Source organism: Nocardia sp. NPDC004568 (genome assembly GCF_040609955.1).
Lineage (GTDB): Bacteria > Actinomycetota > Actinomycetes > Mycobacteriales > Mycobacteriaceae > Nocardia.
On record NZ_JBEXLL010000005.1, the window covers coordinates 22735 to 47873 of the forward strand.

Sequence of the window (25139 nt, forward strand, 5' to 3'; positions counted from 1 at the left end):
TCAGCGTAGTGGGGTACCCCTGCCGGGACATCCCTGGGTCTACAGGTCGAAGGACTCGCCCGGGGTCACCGCGTGCACGGGCCCGGTGAACTCGGCCTTGGCCTCGGCGATGACATCTTCGCGGGAGATCCACGGCGGAATATGGGTGAGCAGGAGTTCCCCGACACCGGCCTCGGCGGCGATACGGCCGGCCTCGGTGCCCGAAAGGTGAATACCCGTCGGCCGATTGGCGGGATCGTGGGTCCAGGAGGCCTCCGCCAGCAGCACATCGGCGCCGCGGGCCAGTTCCTGGACGGCCGGACAGACCGCGGTATCGCCGGTGTAGACGAAGGTACGGCCCGCGGCGGTGACGATCCGCAGACCGTAGGACTCCGGCGGGTGGAACATCCGCCGCGCGGTGATGGTGTGCCCGGGACCGAACGTCACCGCCTCGTCCTCGTTCCACGGATGGAAATCGATCACATCGGACCAGTCGTCGCATTCCCCGCCGATCTCGGCGGAGGCGTTGCCGATGCGCAGCGGCGCGTCCGAGGGACCGCGGACGATCGCCTGCCCGGTGGGGGGCGTGGGATGGTAGCGCCGCCACACCAGCAGCCCGGGGAGGTCGAGGCAGTGATCGGCGTGCAGATGGGTCAGGAAGATCGACACCTCGCCGGGGTCGGCGAATCGCTGCAGCGCACCGAGGATTCCCGGCCCGAAATCGATGACCACCGGCGACATGTCCGGACCGGTGAGCAGATAACCCGACGCGGGGGAATCCGGGCCGGACACACTGCCCGAGCACCCGAGGACGGTGAGGCGCATGTCACCATGCTGCCACGAGGTTTCCCGATTCAAGACCGCATCCCCCGAAAATACTGGCCGCACCCACGGTCACCGGGGCGAGGCGGGTGGCCCGGTGTGGAGTTGACGGCGGTGTCGACGTTCATCACTGGAGAGTACCCACCCGGCGAACAGTCCACCCATAGCGCCGAAAAGGTGTCCCTGCCAGGAGATTCCGTCCTGTCCCGGCAGTACGCCCCACAGCAGCGAACCGTAGAGCACGAGGATCACCAGGCCCAGCACGATCTGGCCGATCTGCCGGGCGAACCAGCCGCGGCAGATGAGGTAGGTGAGCCAGCCGAACACCAACGAGGACGCGCCGACGTGCACGGTGTACTGACCACCGGTCAGCCAGGTGCCCACCCCGGCCACGAACCAGACGATCGCGGTGGCGGCCAGCCCGCGGCGGATACCGGTGGCCAGGGTCAGGAAGCCGAGGATCAGCACGGGCAGGGTATTGCCGATCAGATGGTCCCAGCCGTGGTGCAGTAGCGGTGCGAAGACGATCCCGTCCAGGCCGTCCACCTCGCGGGGTTCGATACCGACCGCGCGATCGATATCGAAGTCGACCAGGACATCGACGACCTCGATCAGATACAGCACGATCACGAACGCGAGGGTCAGCACACCGGCGCGTGACCAGGTGCGACGGGTCGCGGCGAACCGGCCGGGGCCCGAACCGGTGGGGGATGTGCCACCCGCTTGCGGCCGGAGCGCGGCGATACGGTCGGGGTCGAACGAAGCGCCCAGCGGCCCACCGGTCATACCGATCTCCTGTATCTACTGCGGCGCCCTCGGCGCCGCGGGCCGGAGCCCTCGTGACCCCGGTTCTCCACTCCTGCGCTGGACTCCGGAACCGGGGCGGGCCCCGATCGGGGAGGTGCCGTGTGGAGTGGGGGCTCGGGGTGAGCGGATGTACACAGCCTATCCGCAAGCCGCGTCCGGCCGGGTGGATGATGCTGTGACCAGCTGTTCAGGCGACACCCGCGGGCACCACGGCGGGTGTCGGCCGTCCGGAAGACGCGCGGGTGCATCCGGGGGCCGCACTCGTCCGGTGCGCGCGCGGCCGCGGCGCGGAACTCAAGCCCAGAGCTGGCCGTCGAGGCGTTCCTCGGCTTCTTCGAGGGTGCCGTCGTAGGCGCCGGTGGACAGGTACTTCCAGCCGCCGTCGGCCACCACGAAGGCGATATCGGCACGTCGGCCCGCGGCGACGGCTTTGCGGGCGACACCGAGCGCGGCGTGCAGGATGGCACCGGTGGAGATACCGGCGAAGATTCCCTCTTCGAGCACCAGTTCGCGGGTGCGGCGTACGGCGTCGTACGGACCCACGGAGAACCGGCTGGTGAGTACCGACTCGTCGTACAGTTCGGGAATGAAGCCCTCGTCGATATTGCGCAGACCGTAGACCAGTTCGCCGTAGCGGGGTTCGGCCGCGACGATTTCGATGTTCGGGACCTTCTCGCGCAGGAACCGGCCGGTGCCCATCAGGGTGCCGGTGGTGCCCAGACCGGCGACGAAATGGGTGATCTCGGGTAGATCCGCGAGGATCTCCGGGCCGGTGGTCTCGTAGTGGGCGAGCGCGTTGGCGGGGTTGCCGTACTGGTACAGCATCACCCAGTCCGGGTTCGCGGCGGCGATCTCCTTGGCCCGGGCCACCGCCTGGTTCGAACCACCCGCCGCCGGTGAGTCGATGATCTCGGCACCGAACATGGTGAGCAGTTGCCGGCGCTCCACCGAAGTGTTCTCCGGCATCACACAGACCAGCCGGTATCCCTTGAGTTTCGCCGCCATGGCCAGCGAGATCCCGGTGTTGCCGCTGGTGGGTTCGAGAATGGTGCAGCCCGGGGTCAGCCGGCCGTCGGCCTCGGCCTGCTCGATCATGCGCAGCGCGGGCCGGTCCTTGATGGACCCGGTGGGATTGCGATCCTCGAGTTTGGCCCACAGCCGTACCGGCTGCTCGCCCTCCCACTGCGGGGACAGCGTGCGCAGACCGACCAGCGGGGTGTTCCCGAGGGTCGCGATCAGTGACTCGTAGCGTGCCACGGAATCAGCGGGCCCCACCCGCGACGGCGGGCAGGATCGTCACGGTCGAGCCCTCGGCCACGGCGGTCTCCAGGCCGCCGGAGAACCGCACGTCCTCGTCGTCGACATAGATATTGACGTACCGGTTCAGCTTGCCCTCGTTGAGCAGCCGCTCGGCCAGCCCCGGGTGGTTGGCCTCGAGGTTCTCGATCACCGCGGCGAGTGTGGACCCCTCGGCCGCGACGCGCTTCTCGCCTCCGGTGTGGGTACGCATGATGGTCGGGATGGACACGGTGACCGGCATGGTGCTGCTCCTCGCTTGTACTCGGTGGGTGGGTCGGAAAACTGTGGCGTCAGACGGTCTCGTAGGCGTCGACGATCTGTACCGGCTCCTCGGTGACCTCGCCGTCGACGATCCGGTAGCTGCGCACTTCGTGCTGCGTGGCATCGCGGGTGGAGATCAGCACGTAGTGGGCGTTCGGCTCGGAGGCGTAGGAGATATCGGTACGGCTCGGGTAGGCCTCGGTCGCGGTGTGCGAGTGGTAGATCACCACCGGCTCCTCGTCGGCGTCGTCCATGGCTCGCCAGACCTTCAGCTGTTCGCCGGAATCGAAGCGGTAGAAGGTGGGCGACCGCTCCGCGTTCATCATCGCGACGAAACGCTCGGGCCGGTCGGACCCCTCGGGTCCCGCGATGATGCCGCAGGCCTCGTCGGGATGGTCGGCGCGCGCGTGCACGACCATCGCATCCACCAGGTCGGCCCTGATCACGAGCACAATCGAACCCTTCCACCTCTTGTCACGGCCCTCGCCGACCGGTCACAGCCGACAACTGCCGAGGATATTCGGGTATTCCCGGCACCCCGCACGGCCCCTACCGCTGCGCCCGCGTGCCCGCGCGTGACGCGCGACGACGCGCCTGCCGCGGCCGGGGTCACCGGGGCCTCGACCCGCCTCGCCCGAGGCGGGTCGATCAGGCACCGAACAGGTCGCTGTACGCCGGGATGCCGGCTACGGAGTGGGCGGTGCGGATCGCGTCCACCACCGCGCGTTCGACACAGACCGCGGTCGCCGTGCTCAATGCGTCGACCACCGCCAGATCGGCCGGGAAGGCGGCGGGCGGCCGGGGCCCCGCCGGCGGTGTCGCGGTGCCGGTGGCCAGCGCGAAGAAGGTGTCCCCGTCCAGCGGGGAATGAGCCGGGCGGACCGCCCGGGCCAGACCGTCGTGGGCGACCGTGGCCAGCCGGCGGCACCCGGCCGGGTCGAGCGGGGCGTCGGTGGCGACCACGCCGATCGTGGTGTTGAGGACGGTGCCCTTCACCGCCAGCGCGTTCGCGGCCGCGAGTTCCTCGGCGGTCCCGGGCCGCAGACCGAAGAACTCGGGTCCGTCGGTGCCGGCGCCCCACGGTATCCCGGTGCGCGGATCGAAAACCGACCCGACGGGGTTCGCGACGACCAGCGCGCCCACGGTCAGCCCGGCGGCGACGCCCTCGTCGAACCGGATACTGGCGGTTCCGATACCGCCCTTGAGCGCCCCCGCCTGGGCCCCGGTCCCGGCGCCGACGCAACCGCGCAGGAAATCGGGTCCGGCGGCGTCGGCCGCGTGGTAACCGAATTCGGCGGTCGGCCGGGTGTTCCAGTCGCCGACCGGAAGGTCGAAGATCACGGCGCCGGGCACGATCGGCACCACGCGGCCGGGGTCCTCGGTCGACATGGGCAGCCCTTCGCCGTGTTCCTCCAGCCAGCGCATCACCCCGTCCGCCGCGGCGAGACCGTAGGCGCTGCCGCCGGTGAGCAGAACCGCGTGGACCTGCCGGACCGTGTTCGCGGGGTCGAGTAGATCGGTCTCCCGGGTGCCGGGGCCGCCACCGCGGACATCCACCGCGGCGACCGCGCCGCCCGGCGCGCGGACCACGGTGCAACCGGTCGCCGCGCCGGAGCCGCGGGTCGCGTCCGGGTCGAGTACATGGTGGTGGCCGACCAGCAGGCCGGCCACATCGGTGAGCGCGTCGAGTGCTCCGGGTGCGGCGGTCACGGGGCCATCGCCTGCAGTAGGGAATCCTGCATCCAGGTCAGCCAGTGGTAGACGTCCAGGTGCGGGGCGCGTGGATCGTCGGGCGGGAACTGCTCGGGCGTGTCGGCGTCGATTTCCAGCACCACGCCGAGTGCCAGCCGGACGTCGGTGAGCGCGGTGAGCCAGGAGTCGGCCTCTTCGGGGGTGATAACGATCTTGCCGCCGTCCTCGGGCAGCGTGTGCAGCACTACCCCGGCGGCGGCCAGTTTCTCGTCGATGATCTCCGGCTCGTGCAGGCCACGCAGCGCGCTGTTCAGATCGGCTCGTTCGGCATCGGGGGAGCCCGGTTCGGCCCGGTGGAATTCGGGCAACAGCCGGGCCAGCCGCGGATCGTCGGGCGGCGTGGTGTTTCCACTGCGCAGCCCGGTGAGAGCGGCGAGCTCGTCCTCGGGGGCGGCGGAGGCGCGTTCACCCAGGAGCCCGGAAACGGCTCCGACCAGCGAGCGCAGCACGCTGGCTTCGCGCGCGTCCATCTCCGACCGCAGCTTGAGACCGCTCAATGAGTTCTTCCGGCTCCATTTACGCACGTCGCTACGGTAACCGTCCGATCAGTCGTCTCGTTGCATGGTCGCCCACAGGCCTGCCGCGTGCAGGCGGCGGACATCCTGCTCCATTTTGTCCCGCGATCCCGACGATACGACCGCTTTGCCCTCGTTGTGCACCTTGAGCATCAGCTCGGTCGCCTTGGCTTTGCTGTAGCCGAACAGCTTCTGGAAGATGTAGGCGACATAGTGCATGAGGTTGACCGGATCGTCCCAGACCACGGTGACCCACGGCCGGTCCTCCGCCTCGAGGATCTCGGTGTACTCCACGGCCTCTGGTGTCGCCTGGGCCGCCGACAACGTGACGCCGGGGGCGCCGAGGGGGACCTCTGTCGTCGATGAGCGGGGTGCGGTGTTGCACAAGGCCATGAACTCAAGAGTACGACTCGCGGGGTAATTCACAACACCCGGAGCAGCAACGATGCCGCTCGTCTCCGCCTGCCCCGGCGCCGCGTACCACCTGCGACACGCCGCCGCGCGGGTCCGGCGCCCGGCGCCGCCCCCGGCGGGCTTTCCCGCGGCGCGCACGGGCTGTTTACAGTGACATCCGTGGACCTGCGCGACGCGGCCGGCAGCACCGCTCTGCTGACCGACCAATACGAGCTCACCATGCTGGCCGCCGCTCTCGCCGACGGTTCCGCGACGCGGCGGTGCACCTTCGAAGTGTTCGCCCGGCGTTTGCCGCACGGCCGGAGATACGGTGTCGTAGCCGGTACCGGCCGTTTCCTCGATGCGCTGGACCGCTTCCGGTTCGGCGCGGCGGAGCTGGAGATCGCCGCCCGGTTCCTGGACGCGGAGACGGTCGCCTGGTTGCGCGATTACCGGTTCACCGGCGATATCGACGGCTATCCGGAAGGTGAGCTGTACTTCCCGGGTTCGCCGATCCTGTCGGTGACCGGAACTTTCGCCGAATGCGTGCTGCTCGAGACGCTGGTGCTGTCGGTGTTCAACCACGACAGCGCGATCGCCGCGGCGGCCGCTCGGATGGTGAGCGCCGCCGACGGACGCCGGATGATCGAGATGGGTTCGCGGCGCACCCATGAGCAGGCCGCACCCGCCAGCGCGCGGGCGGCCTACCTGGCGGGATTCCACGCGACCTCCAATCTGGAGGCCGTACGTCGCTACGGCGTGCCCGGTGCGGGGACCAGTGCGCACGCGTTCACCCTGGTGCACAGCGGCGCCGACGGCGAACACGAGATCGAGGCGTTCCGCAGTCAGGTGGCAGCGCACGGCACCGGTACCACCCTGCTGGTGGACACCTTCGACATCACCCGCGGCGTCGCGCTCGCGGTCGAGGTCGCCGGGCCGGACCTGGGGGCGGTGCGGATCGACTCCGGTGACCTCGGGGTCCTGGCCCGGCAGGTGCGCCGGCAACTGGACGAACTGGGCGCGGTGAAAACGCGGATCGTCGTCTCCGGGGACCTGGACGAATACGCCATCGCGGCGCTGCGGGCCGAACCGGTGGACGCCTATGGGATCGGCACCCAGCTGGTCATCGGTTCCGGCGCGCCGACCGCCGGAATGGTCTACAAGCTGGTCGAAGTCGACGGACTGCCGGTGGCCAAACGGTCCAGTCACAAGGAATCCCGCGGCGGCGCCAAACGCGCGGTGCGCCTGGCCCGCGATACCGGGACCATCGTGGAGGAGATCGTGTACCCCGCGACTGCCGAGCGGCCGGCGCCCGCAGGCTACGAGGTGCGCGATCTGTCGGTCCCGCTGGTGCGCGGTGGTGCGGTGCTGGACCGGCCCGACCTCGCCGGATCCCGGGATCTGGTGGCCCGCGGTCTGGTGAGTCTGCCGTGGGAGGGACTCAAACTGTCCGGCGGTGACCCGGCGATTGCGACTACATTCCTGGTCTGACCGGGCGTATGCGAGGAGACTGGAAATATGAAACGCGCGCTGATCGTGGTGGATGTGCAGAACGATTTCTGCGAGGGCGGAACGCTTGCCGTATCGGGGGGCGCCCGCGTCGCGGAGTTGATCAGCGAATATCTGGCCGAGAACCGGTACGACGCGGTCGTGGCCACTCGCGATTACCACATCGATCCGGGCTCCCATTTCTCCGATACACCCGACTATGTGGACAGTTGGCCGCCGCACTGCCGGGTCGGCACCCCGGGGGCGGATTTCCACCCGAGTCTCGAGACCGCCGCCGTACAGGAGGTCTTCTCCAAGGGCGAGTACTCGGCGGCGTACTCGGGGTTCGAGGGCGCCTCGACGGCCGGGGAAACCCTCACCGAATGGCTGCGCGCCCGTGATATCGGTGCGGTCGACGTCGTGGGTATCGCCACCGACCACTGTGTCCGGGCCACCGCTCTGGACGCCGTGGGCGCCGGTTTCGGCGCTCGGATCCTGCTCGGGCTCACCGCCGGAGTCGCGCCGGTGACCGTCGAGAAAGCCCTGGAAGAGCTGACCGAGGCCGGAGTCGAGCTCTCCGGCGCCGTGGTCCGGGCCGGCGCCTGAGGCCCGCCCGGGGCGGGTGAACTTGTCACCGGCGCGGGGCAGAATCACGGTCATGACCGCCACCGGGGACGATGTCCGTGCCTACGCCCTGGCCCTTCCGGCCACGACCGAACAGTTCACCTGGGGCATGCCCACTTTCCGGGTGGAGCGCCGGCTGTTCCTCACCCTTCCCGAGGACGAGACTTCCATGGCGGTGCGCTGCCCGATCGTCGACCGGGACGAACTGGTGCAGGCCGAACCGGACAAATTCTGGATCGCCGGACACGAGGCGCACAACGCGTGGGTGCGGGTCCGGCTCGCGGCCCTGGACGATCTGGACGAAATGCGGGCCATAATTTTGGATTCCTGGCGGCTGGCGGCGCCGGCATCCCTGGTCACCGACACGGTCGAGGCTTCGTAGCCGACCGGCCACCCGGGTCTCGGACGCCGGCGCGGCCACACCGGTTGTCCTCTCCACTCCGGGTGCCGCGCTGCGTTGCGTAGGGCCCTGGACGCCCCTTGCCGCCCAAATACTCGCTCACGTATATTCGTAGGCGAGTAAGGAGGGTGTATGGCGAAGAAGCGCAAGGTCGGCAATCTGCTGGCGCTCGCGGTGCTCGCGGTGATGCAGGACGAAGCCATGCACCGGTATCAGATCGCGGCGCGGCTGCGTGAGTACGGCAAAGACCGGGACCTCGATATCAAATGGGGATCGCTGTACACGGTGGTGCAGAACCTGGCGAAGGCCGGTTTTCTCGAGGTGGTGGGCAGCGAGCGCGAGGGGGCGCGGCCCGAGCGGGTGATCTATCGGATCACCGAGGCCGGGCGCCGCGAACTCGTCGACTGGACGCGCGAGCTGATCGCGCAACCCGAACCCGAACGCGGCCGGTTCGTCGCGGGCCTGTCGATTCTGGCCGTCCTGCCGCCGGAGGAGGTGGCGGAGCTGCTCGGGCGCCGGCTGGCCGCATTGGACGAACAGATCGCGCAGGTGCGCGCGGAGTTCGCCGCACTCGCCGGCACGCTGCCCCGGCTCTTCCTGATCGAATCCGAGTACGGGCTCACCCTGCTCGAGGCCGAGGCGGAGTGGACCAGGGCGTTACGCGCCGAGTTGATGGAGGGAACCTTCCCCGATCTCGCGGAATGGCGGGCCTGGCACCGGAACGGGCCGGGCGTGGACAGCGCGCGTGCGCGCGCCTACGTGGAGGGGGCCGACAGCACGACGGATCACTGAACCCACCGAGCTCGATGGAGGTGCGGCAACACCACCATCGAGCTCGGATCACCGTCTCGGACCGTGCCCGCGCGGACGCACACCCGGCCAGAGTTTGGCAGAACACAGGATAACCGGGTGTGGACGTCGGGGTGGTTCGACAAGAAAATGGTCCGGACCACGAGGGTTCCGGACCCGCGCCGTCGTAGGTGGCGGCGTCGATTCGAGCTCCCGAGGAGTACTCCCATGTCCGGAACAGAGACCGCCCTGGTGATCGGCGGTGGAATCGCGGGGCCGGTGGTGGCCACCGCATTGCGCACAGCGGGTATCGACGCCCGCGTCTACGAGGCCTACCCGAGCCCCGCGTACACGATCGGCAGCGGCCTGGCCCTGGCGCCGAACGGTGTCGCCGCCCTGGATGTGATCGGCGCCGGCGACGCGGTGCGCGATATCGCCATACCCATCCCGCGGATGGCGCTGTCGGTCGGCGGGAAGCTGCTGTCCATGCCCGTGCTCGGTGATCAGCCGCCGCTGCAACTGGTGGATCGTGGCGAACTCCATCGCACCCTGCACGAGCGGGCGTTGGCCGCCGGGGTGCCGGTCGAATTCGGCAAACGGCTGGAATCGGCGGAGCAGACGGCCGACGGCGTGCTCGCCCGGTTCACCGACGGCAGCACCGCCACCGCCGATGTGCTCATCGGCGCGGACGGTATCCGCTCCACCGTGCGCGGCCTGATCGATCCGGCGGCGCCGGGCCCGGACTACACCGGGATGCTCGGTTTCGGCGCGACCGTGGACTGCGCGATCGATATCGAACCCGGCACCATGGTTTTCGCCTACGGTTCCCGGGCCTACTACCTGTACTGGAGTGCCGGCCCCGGCCGGATCGGCTGGGGCGCGAATCTGCCCAGCAAGGAATACCTCTCGCTCACCGACGCGCGCCGGGTGCCCGCCGAGCACTGGCTCGAGGTGCTGCGCGAAACCTACGGCGGCGACACCCCGGGCGGGCAGCTGGCGCGGGCCACCACCGCCGGCGGGCTGGAAACCGTGGGTGCGTTGCACATCATGCCGCCGGTGCCGCACTGGTACCGGGGACGCATGGTGCTGGTGGGCGACGCGGTACACGCGCCGTCGAACAGTTCGGGTCAGGGTGCGTCGCTGGCGATCGAGAGCGCGATCGAACTGGCCAGGTGCCTGCGGGACCTTCCCGAACCGGCCCAGGCGTTCGCGGCCTACGAGGCATTGCGCCGTAGCCGGGTGGAAGGTGTGGCCGCCCGCGCGGCGAAGATCAACCACAGCAAGACGCCCGGGCCGGTGGCCCGCAGGATGATGCAGTGGTTGATGCCCGTGCTGGCTCGCACCGTGATGAAACCGGAGAAGACGGTCGCCACCGAGCAGCGCTATCGGATCACCTGGGACGAGCCGGTGCGCCGCGCCGGGGCTTCAGTCCGGTAGCCGAACGGCCCGGCGGCGAGGACTCCTCGCCGCCGGGCCGTTCGGCCGGGGAATCAGCATTCGAAGGGGATCGTGTTTCCCGCGGCGTCGCGGGCCCCGATTCCCCGCACTATCGCTTCCTCGAGTTCCGCGGCCGATTTCCAGGTGCGTGGCTCGTCGTCGTCCAGATTGCCGATCGTGTACCAGTCCTCGGTCTCCCGGTAGCGGATGAGACCGAAACCCTCGGGATCCACAGTGATGTCGAGATCGCCGGAGATGGTGCCGACTTCCCGGGTCATCACCGATGCCGAGGCGGGTAACTCGATGACTTCGGCTATTTGAACTCACCCCGTTCGACGCAGTCGTCCACCGCGGTGCGCAGTGCGGTCTGTTCTTCTGGGTCAACGCTCAGGCCGTACTTTAGCTTGACCTGGACATAATGCGAGACATAGCCACACCGGAAACTTCCCGGCGGCAGGTAGTGCGCCGCGTCCTGGTCGCCCTTGGAACGGTTCGCCGACGGATCGGAGGCGATGAGGTTCAGCGCGTCGTTGGCGATCCGGCGCCGGGTGTCGGTGTCGAGGTCCTTGGCCCCCGAACGCCAGGCCTCGGCCAGCGGCACGATGTGCTCGGCGTCGACACTCTTGGCCTCGACGATGAACTTGTACGGCTTGAGCTGCCCGGTCTTGCTGTCCATGACGCCGTAGGCGTCCTGCCAACCACCGCCTTTACCGATCTTCAGATCGCAGGTCTTCGGGTCCAGGCTCACCTCGCCGGTGGCGTCGCGCAGCATCATCACCTCGCGGGTGGTGCATTTGCTGTACTGGGCGAATTCCGGGCCGAACCCGTGCTCGGGTTCGTTGTTGTCCCAGTGCGGGAACTTCTCCCGGCTGTATCCGGCCATCCCGACCTCGGCCTTCACCGGCAGCTTGTCGAGCGCGGACCGTATCTCGGCGGCGGTACCGGCGACCGATTTCGCGGCGCCGGCGGCGGGATCGGTCGGGCTGGGGCTACAGCCTTGTAGGAAAAAGCCCGCGACCAGGGCCATCGCGATCAGCACGGGGACGACGAGAGCGGCGAACCTGCGGATCGGGGCGGGCAGAGCAGAAAGCAGCGAGTTCATCGCCGGACCTCCGCGAATCGATGGGCGAGGGGCGTGCGGCCCGCTTCGTGTTCATTTGCTGTGCGCTTCAACGAGATTCCTTGCCGAGGTACCGGGATGTGCCGAGCGTTAAGCTACCGGCCGGTCAGCTAACCGAAAGCTACTGTCCGGTGTGAGATTCGGCATACCTGGGCGGGAGTACCCGATGGGGACGCGGGGTATTCCTCCGCTGTTCGACAGAGCACCACCCCCCGAGTCGCCGTGCCGGCGCCGACTCGGGGGGTGGGCGTGTCACGAGCGAGGCGCCGAATCCGGTGCGTGTCATGGGCCGGTTGTCCGGACCGGCGATCACGACGCACCGCGGGGCTTGATGAGGGGGAGACCCGAGGTCTTTCCGCACCGGTACGCTCGCCGTGACGTTCAGGGGGCCGGGTGTCATCCGGCCGGGTTCTCGATATGAAGCTGTGGTGTCCGGCAGCAGGCCGATATTTCGACCCCGGGTGTACGCCGGTCCGCCGTCAGGTGAAAAGCATAGGGAATTCCCATGATTGGGAGCGAGCGGGGTCGCGGGTGTGGGACGCGGCACTACTCCGCGATATCGGCGTCCTCGTCCGCGGGGAGGATCTGGGCGGTCGGCGGGACGCCGGTGTCCAGGAAGTGGATCAGCCGCTCGATGCGCTCGGTGTGGTCCAACGTCCGGGCCAGTTTGTGGCCGATGAGGGCCAGTGTGATCGTGGCTTCGGTGGAGGCGTCCCCGGTCGAGGACAGCGCGTTGTGCAGCTTCTGGTTCAGCGCCTGCATGGTGCCCGCGCCGGTGTCGTCGGCGGGGGTGTGCCGGCCGCGGGTGACGGCGCGCTGGGCCCGGGCGGTGCATTCGGCGGTGAGACCGGCCATCTGCGCCAGTATGTCGAGGACCGGCGGTGGGGCGATGGGGTCGGGGTGGGTCTGGTACACCTGATCGGCCACCCGGCTGAACAGCCGGCCGATCCGGGACAGCTCACCGGCGATCTGGATCGCCGTCACCACATGGCGTAGATCGCGCGCGACCGGTGCCTGGAGCGCCAAGAGGACGACAGTGCGCGCTTCGCATGCGCCGTACATCGTCTGGAGTCGTTCGTCGAGGGCGAAGACCTCGTAGGTCGCGGCGAGGTCGGCCCCGACGACGGCGTCGGTGACACGTTCGGCCGCTTCGTGGGTGATACGGCACATCTGTGTCAGATCCGCGGTCAACGCGACGAGCTCGTTGGTGAACTGAGTTCGCACGGGGGAATTGTCGCCCATGGTGCGCGCTCCGGTCGAAATGAATCGACGATTCGTCGGGCCGGTCGTAATCCGGGCGCGCCGCACACGCCGGTGTTACCGTCGCCACATGACCGATATGCGGCGTATGAAACATCGCATTGTCACCACGTTGCAGCGGCATGTGGCCAATCCGCTGAACCGGAAGCGGTCGGCGCAGCAGTTGCTGGAGACCACGGGCCGGGTCAGCGGCGTACCCCGGGTCGTGCCGGTCGGCGGTCGGCGGACCGGAAACGAGTTCTGGTTCGTCTCCGAGTTCGGTGACCGCTCGGACTATGTGCGCAATATTCGCGCGGACAACCGCGTCCGGGTGCGGTTACGTGGCGAATGGCTGGCCGGGACCGCACACCCGCTGCCCGAGGACGACCCGGTGCGCAGGCTGGCTTCGCTACCGCGTGGCAACAGTGCCGCGGTGCGGGTCATGGGTACCGATCTGCTGACGATTCGCGTCGATTTGGACGGCTGAGAACAGTCGGGAATTCGTGTGCGCGGCGCATCGGTTCTTCCGGTGAAACGCGTTCTTGTTTCGGCTGGGATATTCCGGTGATCGAACATATGATCGCCGGAAATTGATGTGCGTGAACATGGTGCCGTGTGCACTGTCACACCACCGGGGATTTGTCCGTCACCGTGCGTAACGATTAGCTTCCTCTCCGTTGGCATCGATGCCGGACCGGAGAGATCACACGCATGAATTTCGCAACAATCCGTCCCGCGAGGGCGGTACCGGGATCTCGGCCATGAACTCCGAGCGCCGTACCGCCGCGATGGATTCTGTGGCCCGATCCGATTCCGCCGAACTTTCGCGAAAACCGTCCGCGCGAGAAATCGTCCAGCAGAATTTCTCGGGCACCGCCGTATCCTCACTGCGCACCTTCGGTCGCGCGGTCGGAATGGCCCGGGAATCTGTCGCCGGTGCGGCCTCGGACGCGGTGCGCGGCCGGTTCCAGTGGCAGGAGATGCTGATCCAGGCGTGGCGGCTGGTCACGGTCACCGCCTTTCCGGCGATCCTGATGGCGATCCCGTTCGGGGTGATCGTCTCGGTACAGGTCGGCAATCTCATCCACAACCTCGGCGCCGACTCGCTGCTCGGCGCGACCGGTGGCCTCGGCGTCATCAAACAGGGCGCGCCCATGGCCACCGGATTCCTGCTCGGCGGCGCGGGGGCGGCGGCCATCGCGGCCGACCTCGGCGCCCGGACGATCCGCGAGGAGATCGACGCCCTGCACACCATGGGCATCAGCCCGGTGCACCGGCTGGTGATACCCCGGATGGTGGCGATGCTGGTGGTCGCGCCGCTGCTCAATATCCTGGTGATCTTCGTCGGCGTCATCGCCGGATACCTGGTCGCGATCGGCGGGCAGGGCGTGACGCCCGGCTCCTACTGGGCGACCTTCGGCTCCTTCACCACCGCCGCCGACGTCTGGGTCTCATTGCTCAAGGCACTCGTCTTCGGCTTCCTGGTGGTGATCATCGCCTGTCAGCGCGGGCTGGAGGCCAAGGGTGGGCCGCGCGGTGTCGCCGACGCGGTGAACGCGGCGGTGGTGTTGTCGGTGGTGTCGATCGTCATCGTGAATCTGGCGATGACCCAGGTGACCGCCATGTTCCTCCCGACCAGGCTGGCGTGATGGCCGCGACCTCCTACGCCCCGAAGGGGCTCGGCTTCCTGGTGCGGTACTTCCGGCGCGGCAGCCGGATTCTGGGCGCCGTCGATTCGCTCGGCTTCGTGCTGGTGTTCTGCTGGCAGGTGCTGTCCTCGATCCCGCTGGCGTCGAAGCGCTATCGGGGCGAGACCCTGCGTGTCATCACCGATATGACCTGGGGCCGCGGGTCGGTGATCGTCGGTGGCGGGACCGTGCCCATGATGATCGTGCTGGGTCTGGTGATCGGCGCGTCGATCGGCGTGGAATCGTTCGCCACCCTGGACATGCTGGGGATGGGCCCGGTGACCGGTATCGTCTCGGCGTTCGCGACCACGCGCGAGCTGGCCCCCATCGCCGCCGCGGTGGGATTCGCCGCCCAGGCCGGCTGCCGGATCACCGCGGAGATCGGTTCCATGCGGATCTCAGAGGAGATCGACGCCATCGAGGCATTGGGTCTGCGGTCGGTACCGTTCGTGGTGACCACCCGGGTCATCGCCGGGGCCATCGCCATCGTGCCGACCTTCCTGATCGCGCTGATCGGTTCGTATTTCGCCTGCCGCGGCCTGATCACCCTGGTGCACGGCCAGTCCGCCGGGGTCTACGACCACTACTTCTTCCAGTTCATCGCCGGCTTCGACATCGTCGCGGCCACGGTGAAGGTCGCTGTCTTCGGCACCGTGGTGATCTGCGTGCACAGCTACTACGGCTTCTTCGCCACCGGCGGTCCCGAAGGCGTCGGTATCGCCTCGGGCCGGGCCGTGCGCGCCAGTTTCGTCGCCATCATCGCCATCGACATGGTGCTGATCCTCCTGCTGTGGGGATTCGACTCGGCGATCAGTTTCACGGGATAGGGACAGATGCCGAAGTACGGAATGCCGGGGGTCGTCGCCGATCCGCGCAGTGCGCGGCGGATCGGCGCCCTCGTGGTCGCGGTCGTGGTGGCGCTCGCCGTGGCCGGTTACGGATACCGCGCGCTGACCGGCGGCGACGGGGTGCGGATCGCGCTGCGGACCGAGCAGATCGGTGACGGCGTGGTGGCCGGCACGCTGGTGCGGATCGACGGTGTCCAGGTCGGTTCGGTCACCGCTGTCGGGCCCGCCGGGCGGGGCACCCAGGAGATCGAGCTGTCCCTGGATCCGGATCACCTGCACGGGATCGACGACAGCATGCTGGTGGACTACGCGCCGGCCAATCTGTTCGGGATCAGCGAGATCGAACTACGGCCGGGCGCGGGCGGCGCGCCGCTGGAATCCGGCACGGTGGTGGATCTGACCGGGCGCCGGGCCGCCGATGTGTACGACGCGACCATGGGCGCGCTGCTGCGCAGCCTCTCGCAGACCGGTGACACGGTGTTCACGCCGGATATGGCCATGGTGATCTCCCAGGCGGCCGCCGACGTGAAGGCGTTCACCCCGCTGGCCGAGGCTTTGATCACCGCGGGCCGGGTGATCGCCGACCACCAGTCGATGCCGGCGAACGAGCTGGTCGGGCGGTTGGGTCCGGCGTTCGAGGGCGGCGGCCGGTTCGCCGGCGCCACCATCGAGGTGCTCGACCAGATCGTCGATATCGATGTGCTGCGCACCGACCGCGCCGACTACGACGCGGGTGTGAAAGCACTCACCGGTGACATCCTGCCGAGTCTGGCCGCGACCGCGCGCAGCGGCGGGCAGCTGTCCGGATACACCGACGCGCTCGCGCCGACCCTGAATCTGCTGGCGCTGGCGGTGCCGGATCCACAGCAGTCTGCCGCCGACCTGCGCACCCTGCTCACCCGGCTGGGGCTCGCCTTCAAGGAAGGGCCAGAGGGGCCGGTGCTCGATCTGGATGTGGAGCTGGGAGGTGCGCGATGACCGCACGCCGCGCCGCCTGGCGGCTGGCTCTGTTCGCCGGGGTGATGGGCCTGGTGCTGGCCTTGGTGATCGGCGCCATCGAACGGCCTGTGGACGGCGAGACCGAAACCCATCACGCCCTGTTCACCGACGCCAACGGTCTGAAGACCGGCGACGACGTCCGGATGTTCGGCGTGCAGGTCGGCAAGGTCGAGGCCGTGACGCTGGAGGGCGACAGGGCGAAAGTCCGCCTCACCGTCACCACCGACACCCCGATCTACGACAACAGCACCCTGGCCATCCGGTACCAGAACCTCACCGGACAGCGCTATATAGATCTGCAGCAGCAGCCGAACGCCGGTACCCGGCTCGACGACGGTTCGACCATCGGCCCGGCACAGACCATCCCGTCGTTCGATGTGACCAGCCTGTTCAACGGTCTGCAACCGGTGCTCGCGACCCTCTCACCGGAGGCCCTCAACCAGCTGACCGAGAGCCTGCTGGCGGTGATCGAGGGTGACGGTGCCGGTATCGGGCCCGCCCTGGACGCCATCGGCACGCTCAGCGAATACCTGGGCGACCGGCAGCAGGTGATCGGCACGCTGGTGCGGAACATGTCGGATCTCTCCGAACGGGTGGGCGGCCGGCTCTACCATCTGGTGCCGTTGCTGGCCCGGCTCACCGATATCTTCCAGGCCTTGCAGCGCAATGTCGGCGGCCTGGCCGATTTTGCGATGAGCGCGCCCTCGGTGCTCGAACCGGTGGACCGGCTGCTGGCGGCGGCGGGGCTGAGTCCGGAGACGGGTCCCGACATCGATGCCATGATCCGGAATCTTTTCCCGGACCCGCAGCAGGCCGTCGATGTCTTCGGCCGCCTGCCCGGCTTGCTGGCCGCGGTGGACACCTCGTTCCCGCGGACTCCGGCGGGGTTGCGGCCGGAGTGCAGTAATGGCACGGCCGAGGTACCGGCTCCGGTGCGCGTGCTGATCGGCGGACAGCGGGTGACGATATGCAACGGGTGAACCTCGGCACGTGGACGGTGGCCCTGCGCCGCTGGTTCGACCGCGACCAGCCGATCACCGACGAACCCACGACACTGCGCAGACAGTTGCGATCGGGTGTGATCGGAGTGTGCGCGGTGGCGGTTCTGGCGGTGGCCGTCGGGGTGCTGTACGTGGTGCCGCTCGGAAAGCGGACCTACATCGCCGAACTCGCCGAGGCGCAATCGGTGAAACCCGGCGACGACATCCGGCTGGCCGGTGTGCCGGTGGGCGAGGTGAAATCGCTGGAGCTGCGACCGGACCGCGTGCTCATGCGATTCACCGTGGACCGGGATGTGTTCGTGGGCGACCGCAGCTCCCTCGATATCCGGATGCTGACCCTGGTCGGCGGCCACTATGTGGCGCTGTTCCCGGCGGGTAGCGCGGAAATGGGTGACGAGCCGATCCCCGCCGACCGGGTCCGGCTGCCCTACAGCCTGATGGAGACCTTCCAGGACGCCACCACGCCGCTGCGGGAAACCGACGGCGACACCCTGCGCCGCAATCTCGCCGCGCTGGACACCTCCCTCGACGCCGCGCCGGAATCGCTGCGCAGCGTGCTGGACACGGTCGGCAGTTATCTGGACGCCATCGAACGCCAGCGCACCCAGGTGTCGAACGCCATCGCGACCGCCGACGAGTACGTCACCATGTACGACGGCGCGAAAACCGATCTGGGCCGGTTGATGGACAACGTCAACCTCATGGAAACGGTCCTGCTGGACAAACGGGCCGAACTGCGGCAGGCGTTGGCGCTGCTGAGTTCGGTGGTGCAGCGGGTGAGCGCGCTGGCACCGGCCTGGGACGACACCCTGCGGCCGAAGGTCCGGCAGCTGGCCGACGTGCTGCCCCGTTTGCAGGAATACGGGAACCAGTTGGAGCCGATGATCGCCTCGGCGCAGAGCCTGGGCGCGAAGCTGCGCGAGCTGACCGGTCCGGACGGCGGGGTGCGCATCGACCGGTCGGGGACCACGGTGACAGCGCCGGCGCCCGGCGCGATCCTGTGTGTTCCGCTGCCGGGGAAGGCGTGCTGATGATGCGAAAAGTGCTCGGATCACCGGCGCTCATGTCGATCGCCGGGGCGGTGGTGCTGGTGCTGGCCGTCACGGCGGCCTATGTGATCGCGTTCGAACCGCTGAAGCAGACCCGCGCGTACTGCGCGCTGATGCCGGACAGTATCGGCCTCTACCAGGGCAATCAGGTTTCGATGCGGGGTATCGCTGTCGGCACGGTGACCGGTATCGCGCCGGAGGGCACCAAGGTGCGCGTGGATTTCGAGGTCGACGCCGACCATCCGCTCTACGCCGACTCCGGCGCCACCACGGTGTCCGACACCGTGGTGGCCGACCGGGAACTGGCGGTGCTGTCGAGCGGGAAGACCACGGAGGAATGGGATCCCGCGCAGTGCGTGACCAAAACGCTCACGCCGAAGAGCCTGACCCAGACCGCCACCGCGCTCGCGGAACTGTCCGACCAGATCGGGGGCACCGAAACCCGGCCGAACGTTCTGGCCGGCGGACTGGACGCGCTCGACGCGGCCTCGGCCGGTACCGGCCCTCAGATCAATCATCTGATCGATCAGCTGGGCCGGGTCCTGGAATCCCCGGACGCCGATATCGCCCATCTGGCCGGGATCTTCGACGCCTACGCGTCGGTGTCCAACAAGGTGGCCGAACACTGGGGCGATCTGAAGCTGATGCTCACCCGGCTGGCTCCGACCCTGTACCAGGCGCATACCGAACTGCTCACTCCCGGTATCGCGCTGTTCGACGGCCTGGGCGAAATCCTGCCCGTCCTCAACGATCTCACCGTGATCCTGGCCGACCCGCTCATGTCCTCACTCGACGGCCTGGTACCGCTGGTGAAGCTGCTGCGCGCGAATGTCGGGTCGCTCGGCGATATCGTGCGCACCACGCCGGTGCTGGCCTCGGCGTTCCGGACGGTCACCGATCCGGCGAGCGGGGCGCCCGGGCTCACCTACGCGCCCCCGCGGGTGGCCGTGCCGCAGGCGAATGCCGAGCAGGTGTGCGCGGCGGTGAACGCGGTCTCGCCCGGCCGCTGCGCCGGCGCCGCCGACGGCATGGTCGATCTGGATCTGACACAGCTGGTGCTGGGATCGGTGGGTGTTCGATGACCGCGCGGATCACCGTGGACCTCACCCGCCTGCGACGCGGGCTGGCCGCGTGCGGGCTGGCGGCGGCACTGGGCGTTTCGGGCTGCGCGTTCGACCCCTCGGATATCCCTGTCCCCGGCGCCACGGTCGCGGGGGACAGCTACCGATTGCGGATCGAGTTCACCAATGTGCTGAACCTGCCCGCGCGGGCGAAGGTGATCGCCAACGGGGCCCAGGTGGGCACTGTGGACAAAGTCGAGGTGATACCCGGCGACGCGGCGGGCGCGGGGTATGTGGCCGTCGATATCGAGGTCGAGGATTCGGTCGAGCTACCGGCCACCACCATCGCCGAACTGCGGCAGAACACCGTGCTCGGCGATATCCATATCGCGCTGACCACCCCGCCCGACGGTTACGGCACCCTGCTGCGCCCCGGCGACACCATCACCCGTGACCGCACCCGGCCGCCGGTGCAGCTCGAGGACACCATGGCCGCCATCGCGTTCTTCGTGAACAGCGGATCGGTGGGGCAGTTGCAGGACATCGTGAATCGCGTGAACTCGGTACTGCCGCAGGATCCGGCGGAAACGAAGCGGATCGCGCAGGTGCTGGCGACCGATACGGTCGATCTCGCCGCGCACCTGGATCAGGTGGATCTGCTGCTGCACGGTGTCGCCTCCAATGCCGAGGTCATGCATGGGATCCAGGACGAGCTGGACAATATCCTGCGCCCGGAGTCGGTCCGGCAGATGAGCGCCGCCACCGAATCCATCGCCGGGGTGACCGAGATCTTCGGCGGGCTGGGCCCGGTGGGCGGTTCGCTGACCTGGCTCGCGCCGATCGCGCAGTCCGGTGGGGCGGCCGTGGCGGCGCTGGTTCCGCTGGTGACCGGAGGACCGCTGGACCTGCGGCAGCCCTCGAACCTGAACCTGCTCGTCGCGCTGTTGCGGGACCAGATCATCCCGTTCGTGGAGAACGGACCTCGGGTGAACCTGCGTTCGGTACACGCCGGTGATATGTCCGCAGACGACCAGGTGAACCGGATCATCGAAACCCTGCGCATGATCGGAGCCGTGCGATGAAGATCGGGCCACTGGCCTCGCTGGGCGGTATCGCGGCCATCACCGTGCTCGGGGCGGGCTACCTGACCTTCGGAGTGGTGCGCGCGGACCCGTTCGCCGATTACCTGGACGCCTCACTGGTCCTCGACGACTCCGGCGGGCTCGGTGTGGGTTCACCGGTCCTGCTCACCGGTATCGAGGTCGGCCGGGTGACCGCCGTGGACCGCGTCGCCGACGGTGTGGAGATCGGTTTCCGGGTGAACGATTCGCATCGCCTGCCCGTCGACAGCGTCGTCACTGTCGAACATCTCTCGGCGCTCGGTGAGCCCTATGTCCAGTTCGCGCCCGAGACCGGGGCGGGCCCGTACCTGCGCGACGGGCAACGGCTGGAATCGCGGGACATACACAGCCCGCTGTCGATCCCGCAGGCCGCGCGAATGGTCACCCGGACCATGAACCAGCTCGACCCGGCGACCATGGGATCGCTGGTGCGGACGCTGCGCGATGCCCTGCACGGCACCGACGCGGCGCTGCCCGAACTCACCCGAGCCGCCGACCTGCTGGCAGCTACCATCATGTCCCGGGAACCGCGTATCGCCGAACTGCTCGACAATTTCGAGACCGCCGCCGCCGACAGCGAGTGGTCCGGCCCGGCCACCTCGGCCGCGGCCACCGAATTCACCCGGTTCGCCGAAGTACTCGACGGTTTCGTCGAAGCGGTGGGCCGGTTCACCGGTGCCGAGGGGTCACCGGAGATGTATCTGCGCGACGACGGCCTGGTCCCGTTACTCCAGCGTCTGCGCGAGTTCCTCGACGAGGCAGGTCCCGAACCGGCCGCCCTGCAGCCCGGGCTGGCGCCACTCACCGACGCACTGAACGCCTCGGTGCCACCGCTCGATATCGGCAGTTTGATCGGCCAGGCGCTACAGAGCACCACCGACGATTCGGTGCGGCTCCGGGTAGGGGTGAAGTAACCGCGAGCAGTGAGCTCTCGGGCCGGTTCGGCGCTCAGTCCACGAATATCTCCGCGCCCTCGTAGGCGGGATTCTGTTCTCCGCCGGTCGCCGCGGCCACCACCTCTGCATACATCGGCCAGAGGTGAGCGACGACACCTCTACGCGCCGCGCTGTGGTCCTTGTCGGCGACGGCGGCGACGATCCGCGCGTGATCGTGGGTGGACCGGCGTTCGGCACCTTCCCGGGAGAGCAGCTGCTGCCGGAACTCCTTCAGCCCGGGGACCAGCGTCCGGTAGAGATCGGTCATCACTTCGTTGTGTGCGCAGGCGACGAGCACGTTGTGGAAATGTTCGTCGGTTTCGACCATGGTGGTGAGATCGCCTCCGCGATGGGCTTTCTCATGTTCGGCACAGGCGGTGGCCAGCGCTTCCAGGTCGAGGGTGTCGGCCCGTTCACAGGCGAGGCCGGCCGCTGTGGACTCCAGTCCGATCCGCGCTTCCAGCAGTTGGGTCACCTGGGCGCTCTCGGCCCGGCTCCAGACCGCGAAACGCAGACGCGAGTCGTCGCCGACCGGCTCGCGGACGAACGCGCCACGCCCTCGGACGATCTCCACGATCCCGGCATCCTGGAGTTTCGCCAGCGCTTCGCGCAACGAGCCGCGGCCCACACTCATCTGCTTGGCCAGCTGGGGTTCGGACGGCAACCGGTCGCCGGGAGTGAACACACCGGCCGCGATCGCAGCCACGATCCGCTCCGCGATGAGTTCCGGTAGCGGCCGTCGCGACAGCGAGGTCGAGAACGCCGCCGATAACTCCATCCTGTGTTCCTCTGCTCGAGCGCTCAGCGGTTGCCAACTTGCCGGACCGAGCTTAGCATCCAACTTGTCTCTTGTTCGAACAAGGGACAAGTGGACGGCCGGCCCCGCGCCGGACCGGCGGTCCACGCCCCGGCTCCGGAGTACAACGGCGTGTCGACCGGCTTCCACGGCTCGAGAAACGGCAGATCCACCATGGCGACAAACCCTCCCGCACCCGCATCCGCACAATCGAAACGTGTCGTGGCCGCCAGCCTCGCCGGCACGGTGATCGAGTGGTACGAGTTCTACATCTACGGCACGGCCTCGGCGCTGATCTTCGGCGAACTATTCTTTCCCAGCGCCGATCCACTCGTCGGGACACTGCTGGCTCTCTCCAGCTTCGCGCTCGCCTTCCTGGCGCGACCGGTGGGCGCGGCGATCTTCGGTCATTTCGGCGACCGCGTCGGCCGCAAGAAACTGCTGGTCCTCTCGTTGAGCATGATGGGCGCCGCCACGGTGCTCATCGGCTGTCTACCGACCTACCACACCATCGGCGTACTCGCGCCGGTGATCCTAGTGATGTTGCGGGTGGTCCAGGGTATTTCGCTGGGCGGTGAATACAGCGGGGCGGTGCTGATGAGTGTCGAGCACACGAAGCCGTCCCGGCGGGGCTTCTTCGGCAGCCTGATCAACACGGGCGCCAGTTGGGGTCTGCTACTGGCATCACTGGTCTTCCTGCTGCTGTCCTATTTGCCCGACGACGCATTCCGGACCTGGGGCTGGCGAGTCCCGTTCTGGGCCAGCGCGATACTCATCGCGATCGGAATGTCCATCCGGGTCACCATCAGCGAAAGTCCCGAGTTCCGGGCCGTGGCCGGCGAGAACCGGATCCCGCGGCAGCCCCTGCGCACGGTGGTGATCGAGCACTGGCGGTCGGTCGTTCTCCTGGCACTGTCGTACCTGTCGGCCGGCGCGACGTTCTATGTGGCGACCGTGTTCTCCCTGTCCTATGGTGCTCAGCATCTCGGTGTCGACCGCTCCACCACCCTGGAACTCGTCACCGGAGTCACCGTGGTGGCGATCGTGGGCGTCCCACTCTTCGGCTGGCTCTCGGATCGATTCGACCGCAAACTCGTGTATCTGGCCGGAATCGTGGGTATGGCGACACTGCCATGGTTGTGGTTCCCGATGCTGGGCACCGCCGACCCGCTCGTCATGTTCGCCGGTTTCGTCCTGCTGTTCATCCCCTACTGCGCCACCTATGGAACGATGCCCGCCTTCTTCGCGCATGTCTTCCCGGCCCGGATCCGGTACTCGGGAATGGCCGTCGGATACAGCTTGGGCACGGTGGTGGGCAGCGGATTGTCCCCGCTGATCGCCACCTCGCTGCTGGGTGTGACAGGCGGTTGGCACGCCATCGCGGGCTTCATGACCGGGTTCGGCATCGTTTCCTTCCTGGCGACACTCGCACTACGCGAACTACCGGCGGACCCCGGTTATGTCACGCCGGCCGACCCGGCGCCGGCCACCACGCCGTCCGCACCCTGACCAAGCCTCTCGTGCAGCGGCGAAGCCGCCACGACCAACAACAGCCGGTCGCACGGCCGGTCCGATATCCGCCGCGCACGGCCCCACCCTCAGGAACACTATGACGGAACCACTGACATTCGGCGCCCCGATCGCCATCCATCCCGACGCCGACCCGCTCGACGACATCCACTGGGCCGACCGGCACCCCGCTGCCGCCGCATGGATCATCGACCACCTACAGGGTTGGTACCCGCGCGGCGCCGCGAGTCCCGTCCTTGCGGACCCGCACCACACACTGGATGCGCTGACCGTGCTGGCCGCCGGGGCCGCCACCACCCGGCGGGTGGATATCGGGGTTGCGGTGACCGATCCCATCCGCCGTACGAGCGTTGCTCTCGCGCATACCGCGAGCACCATCGGCCGGCTGAGTGGCCGTCGCCTGAAACTCGGCATAGGAGCGGGCGACCCCGGCCAGCTGCGGCCGTTCGGCCTGCACCAGAGCAGGGAGCGGACCGGGCGGATGCACTACGTGCGACCCGCCGTCGAACAATTGCACTCTCTCCGTGTACCCGGCTCACCGTGGCCGGAGGCCGATCTTCCGGTCGCGCACGAGCCCGGTTACGACCTCTACATCGCCGCGCACGGACCGCGGATGCTCGAACTCACGGCCCGCTACGGTGACGGCTGGATCCCGTCCTCTCTCGCGCCGGCAGACTACGCGGAGAAACTCGGCCTGCTCCGGCAGCACGCGAAGGCGGCCGGCCGTGACCCGCGCTCGATAAAACCGCTGCTCTTCGTCTGGACTGCGTTGGCGGGTACCCGCGCGGAGAGCCGGGCACTTCTCGAGCATCCCACCGTCCGCGGGGTCGCGCTCTACCGCGGCCGCGCCGCGTTCGAGGCAGCGGGCGCACCCTATCCGCTGGAACACGGCTACATCCCGCATGAGATCCCGGCCGCCGACGCCGACGCGCTACTGCGCCGGATACCCGACGAAATCGTCGAACGCGCGGTATTGCACGGTTCACCTGCCGATGTGCGATCACGTCTCGACGAGTACCACCAGGCCGGTTGTGAACATGTGATCCTCTACGACATAGGACGGTTCACCGAGAGTGGTGGTACCGAGCGGTTTCGCGAGGCATTCACCGCGATCGCCACGCGATGACCCAGTGAGCCCGCGTGGCGCAGTCACGGCGTACCGTCCCATTGCCATTCGTTTCCACTC

28 protein-coding genes are annotated in these 25139 nt (G+C 68.3%); 16 read left to right on the top strand and 12 right to left on the bottom strand.

What is annotated here, in order from left to right; genetic code table 11:
• Positions 1–39 precede the first annotated feature (39 nt).
• The 8 genes from ABZV91_RS03935 to clpS all read right to left on the bottom strand — a co-directional run bounded on the left by ABZV91_RS03935 (position 40) and on the right by clpS (position 5828).
• Entirely contained in the window at positions 40–804 is a 765-nt protein-coding gene (locus ABZV91_RS03935) for a cyclic nucleotide-degrading phosphodiesterase (protein ID WP_355234995.1), read from the bottom strand.
• Positions 805–873: 69 nt separating this feature from the next.
• Positions 874–1587, bottom strand: a complete 714-nt coding sequence (locus ABZV91_RS03940) for a rhomboid family intramembrane serine protease (protein ID WP_355234997.1) — start codon at positions 1585–1587, stop codon at positions 874–876.
• Positions 1588–1902: 315 nt separating this feature from the next.
• The gene (locus ABZV91_RS03945; RefSeq protein WP_063130592.1) at positions 1903–2865 is read right to left on the bottom strand and encodes a cysteine synthase; all 963 of its coding nucleotides are present in this window, start codon (positions 2863–2865) and stop codon (positions 1903–1905) included.
• A 4-nt stretch (positions 2866–2869) separates the two neighbouring features.
• Entirely contained in the window at positions 2870–3148 is a 279-nt protein-coding gene (locus tag ABZV91_RS03950; protein ID WP_355235000.1) for a MoaD/ThiS family protein, read from the bottom strand.
• Between the two features lie 49 nt (positions 3149–3197).
• A complete protein-coding gene (locus ABZV91_RS03955) occupies positions 3198–3620 on the bottom strand; it encodes a M67 family metallopeptidase (RefSeq protein WP_355235003.1) in 423 nt (140 codons plus the stop codon).
• A gap of 196 nt (positions 3621–3816) precedes the next feature.
• Positions 3817–4878 carry a P1 family peptidase gene (locus ABZV91_RS03960; protein WP_355235005.1) on the bottom strand — a complete coding sequence of 354 codons (1062 nt, stop codon included), beginning with the start codon at positions 4876–4878 and terminating at the stop codon, positions 3817–3819.
• Positions 4875–5444, bottom strand: a complete 570-nt coding sequence (locus ABZV91_RS03965; protein WP_355235008.1) for a DUF2017 domain-containing protein — start codon at positions 5442–5444, stop codon at positions 4875–4877. The genes ABZV91_RS03960 and ABZV91_RS03965 overlap by 4 nt, the downstream gene beginning before the upstream one ends.
• A gap of 21 nt (positions 5445–5465) precedes the next feature.
• The gene (clpS, locus tag ABZV91_RS03970; protein ID WP_355235011.1) at positions 5466–5828 is read right to left on the bottom strand and encodes an ATP-dependent Clp protease adapter ClpS; all 363 of its coding nucleotides are present in this window, start codon (positions 5826–5828) and stop codon (positions 5466–5468) included.
• 240 nt (positions 5829–6068) lie between these two features.
• Here clpS and ABZV91_RS03975 point away from each other — a divergent pair, with 240 nt between their 5' ends.
• The 5 genes from ABZV91_RS03975 to ABZV91_RS03995 all read left to right on the top strand — a co-directional run bounded on the left by ABZV91_RS03975 (position 6069) and on the right by ABZV91_RS03995 (position 10566).
• Positions 6069–7319: a nicotinate phosphoribosyltransferase gene (locus tag ABZV91_RS03975; RefSeq protein WP_355235405.1), complete on the top strand. Its 1251-nt coding sequence runs from the start codon at positions 6069–6071 to the stop codon at positions 7317–7319.
• A gap of 27 nt (positions 7320–7346) precedes the next feature.
• The gene (locus ABZV91_RS03980) at positions 7347–7922 is read left to right on the top strand and encodes a nicotinamidase (RefSeq protein WP_355235014.1); all 576 of its coding nucleotides are present in this window, start codon (positions 7347–7349) and stop codon (positions 7920–7922) included.
• Positions 7923–7974: 52 nt separating this feature from the next.
• Complete coding sequence (locus ABZV91_RS03985) at positions 7975–8322, top strand: MmcQ/YjbR family DNA-binding protein (protein WP_355235017.1); 348 nt, start codon at positions 7975–7977, stop codon at positions 8320–8322.
• Positions 8323–8472: 150 nt separating this feature from the next.
• Entirely contained in the window at positions 8473–9132 is a 660-nt protein-coding gene (locus ABZV91_RS03990; RefSeq protein WP_355235020.1) for a PadR family transcriptional regulator, read from the top strand.
• Between the two features lie 225 nt (positions 9133–9357).
• Positions 9358–10566 (top strand): FAD-dependent monooxygenase, encoded by a 1209-nt coding sequence (locus ABZV91_RS03995; RefSeq protein WP_355235022.1) that lies wholly within the window; start codon positions 9358–9360, stop codon positions 10564–10566.
• Between the two features lie 53 nt (positions 10567–10619).
• On the opposite strand, the gene ABZV91_RS04000 is transcribed toward ABZV91_RS03995, so the two are convergent.
• From ABZV91_RS04000 to ABZV91_RS04010, 3 genes are all read right to left on the bottom strand, one after another.
• Positions 10620–10844, bottom strand: a complete 225-nt coding sequence (locus ABZV91_RS04000) for a hypothetical protein (protein WP_355235025.1) — start codon at positions 10842–10844, stop codon at positions 10620–10622.
• A gap of 35 nt (positions 10845–10879) precedes the next feature.
• Positions 10880–11668 (bottom strand): HNH endonuclease family protein, encoded by a 789-nt coding sequence (locus ABZV91_RS04005; RefSeq protein WP_355235028.1) that lies wholly within the window; start codon positions 11666–11668, stop codon positions 10880–10882.
• Positions 11669–12232: 564 nt separating this feature from the next.
• Positions 12233–12910, bottom strand: coding sequence for a PhoU domain-containing protein (locus ABZV91_RS04010; RefSeq protein WP_355235031.1), 678 nt, complete (start codon positions 12908–12910; stop codon positions 12233–12235).
• A gap of 106 nt (positions 12911–13016) precedes the next feature.
• Here ABZV91_RS04010 and ABZV91_RS04015 point away from each other — a divergent pair, with 106 nt between their 5' ends.
• The 9 genes from ABZV91_RS04015 (at position 13017) to ABZV91_RS04055 (ending at position 21606) form a co-directional block, all read left to right on the top strand.
• Positions 13017–13412 (top strand): nitroreductase/quinone reductase family protein, encoded by a 396-nt coding sequence (locus tag ABZV91_RS04015; RefSeq protein WP_355235034.1) that lies wholly within the window; start codon positions 13017–13019, stop codon positions 13410–13412.
• 301 nt (positions 13413–13713) lie between these two features.
• Positions 13714–14574 (top strand): ABC transporter permease, encoded by an 861-nt coding sequence (locus ABZV91_RS04020; protein ID WP_355235408.1) that lies wholly within the window; start codon positions 13714–13716, stop codon positions 14572–14574.
• Positions 14574–15440, top strand: coding sequence for an ABC transporter permease (locus ABZV91_RS04025; RefSeq protein ID WP_355235037.1), 867 nt, complete (start codon positions 14574–14576; stop codon positions 15438–15440). Before ABZV91_RS04020 ends, ABZV91_RS04025 begins: the two co-directional genes overlap by 1 nt.
• Positions 15441–15446: 6 nt before the next feature.
• Positions 15447–16439, top strand: a complete 993-nt coding sequence (locus ABZV91_RS04030) for an MlaD family protein (protein ID WP_355235040.1) — start codon at positions 15447–15449, stop codon at positions 16437–16439.
• The gene (locus tag ABZV91_RS04035; RefSeq protein ID WP_355235043.1) at positions 16436–17440 is read left to right on the top strand and encodes an MCE family protein; all 1005 of its coding nucleotides are present in this window, start codon (positions 16436–16438) and stop codon (positions 17438–17440) included. The genes ABZV91_RS04030 and ABZV91_RS04035 overlap by 4 nt, the downstream gene beginning before the upstream one ends.
• A complete protein-coding gene (locus ABZV91_RS04040; protein WP_355235046.1) occupies positions 17428–18492 on the top strand; it encodes an MCE family protein in 1065 nt (354 codons plus the stop codon). The genes ABZV91_RS04035 and ABZV91_RS04040 overlap by 13 nt, the downstream gene beginning before the upstream one ends.
• A complete protein-coding gene (locus ABZV91_RS04045) occupies positions 18492–19592 on the top strand; it encodes an MlaD family protein (protein WP_355235049.1) in 1101 nt (366 codons plus the stop codon). Before ABZV91_RS04040 ends, ABZV91_RS04045 begins: the two co-directional genes overlap by 1 nt.
• Positions 19589–20653, top strand: a complete 1065-nt coding sequence (locus ABZV91_RS04050) for an MlaD family protein (RefSeq protein WP_355235052.1) — start codon at positions 19589–19591, stop codon at positions 20651–20653. Before ABZV91_RS04045 ends, ABZV91_RS04050 begins: the two co-directional genes overlap by 4 nt.
• Positions 20650–21606 (top strand): MlaD family protein, encoded by a 957-nt coding sequence (locus ABZV91_RS04055; RefSeq protein ID WP_355235055.1) that lies wholly within the window; start codon positions 20650–20652, stop codon positions 21604–21606. Before ABZV91_RS04050 ends, ABZV91_RS04055 begins: the two co-directional genes overlap by 4 nt.
• 34 nt (positions 21607–21640) lie before the next feature.
• Here ABZV91_RS04055 and ABZV91_RS04060 read toward each other — a convergent pair whose 3' ends face one another.
• Positions 21641–22405, bottom strand: coding sequence for an FCD domain-containing protein (locus tag ABZV91_RS04060; RefSeq protein WP_355235058.1), 765 nt, complete (start codon positions 22403–22405; stop codon positions 21641–21643).
• Positions 22406–22645: 240 nt separating this feature from the next.
• Here ABZV91_RS04060 and ABZV91_RS04065 point away from each other — a divergent pair, with 240 nt between their 5' ends.
• Positions 22646–23932: an MFS transporter gene (locus ABZV91_RS04065; RefSeq protein WP_355235061.1), complete on the top strand. Its 1287-nt coding sequence runs from the start codon at positions 22646–22648 to the stop codon at positions 23930–23932.
• A gap of 100 nt (positions 23933–24032) precedes the next feature.
• A complete protein-coding gene (locus tag ABZV91_RS04070) occupies positions 24033–25079 on the top strand; it encodes an LLM class flavin-dependent oxidoreductase (protein ID WP_355235064.1) in 1047 nt (348 codons plus the stop codon).
• Positions 25080–25139 lie beyond the last annotated feature (60 nt).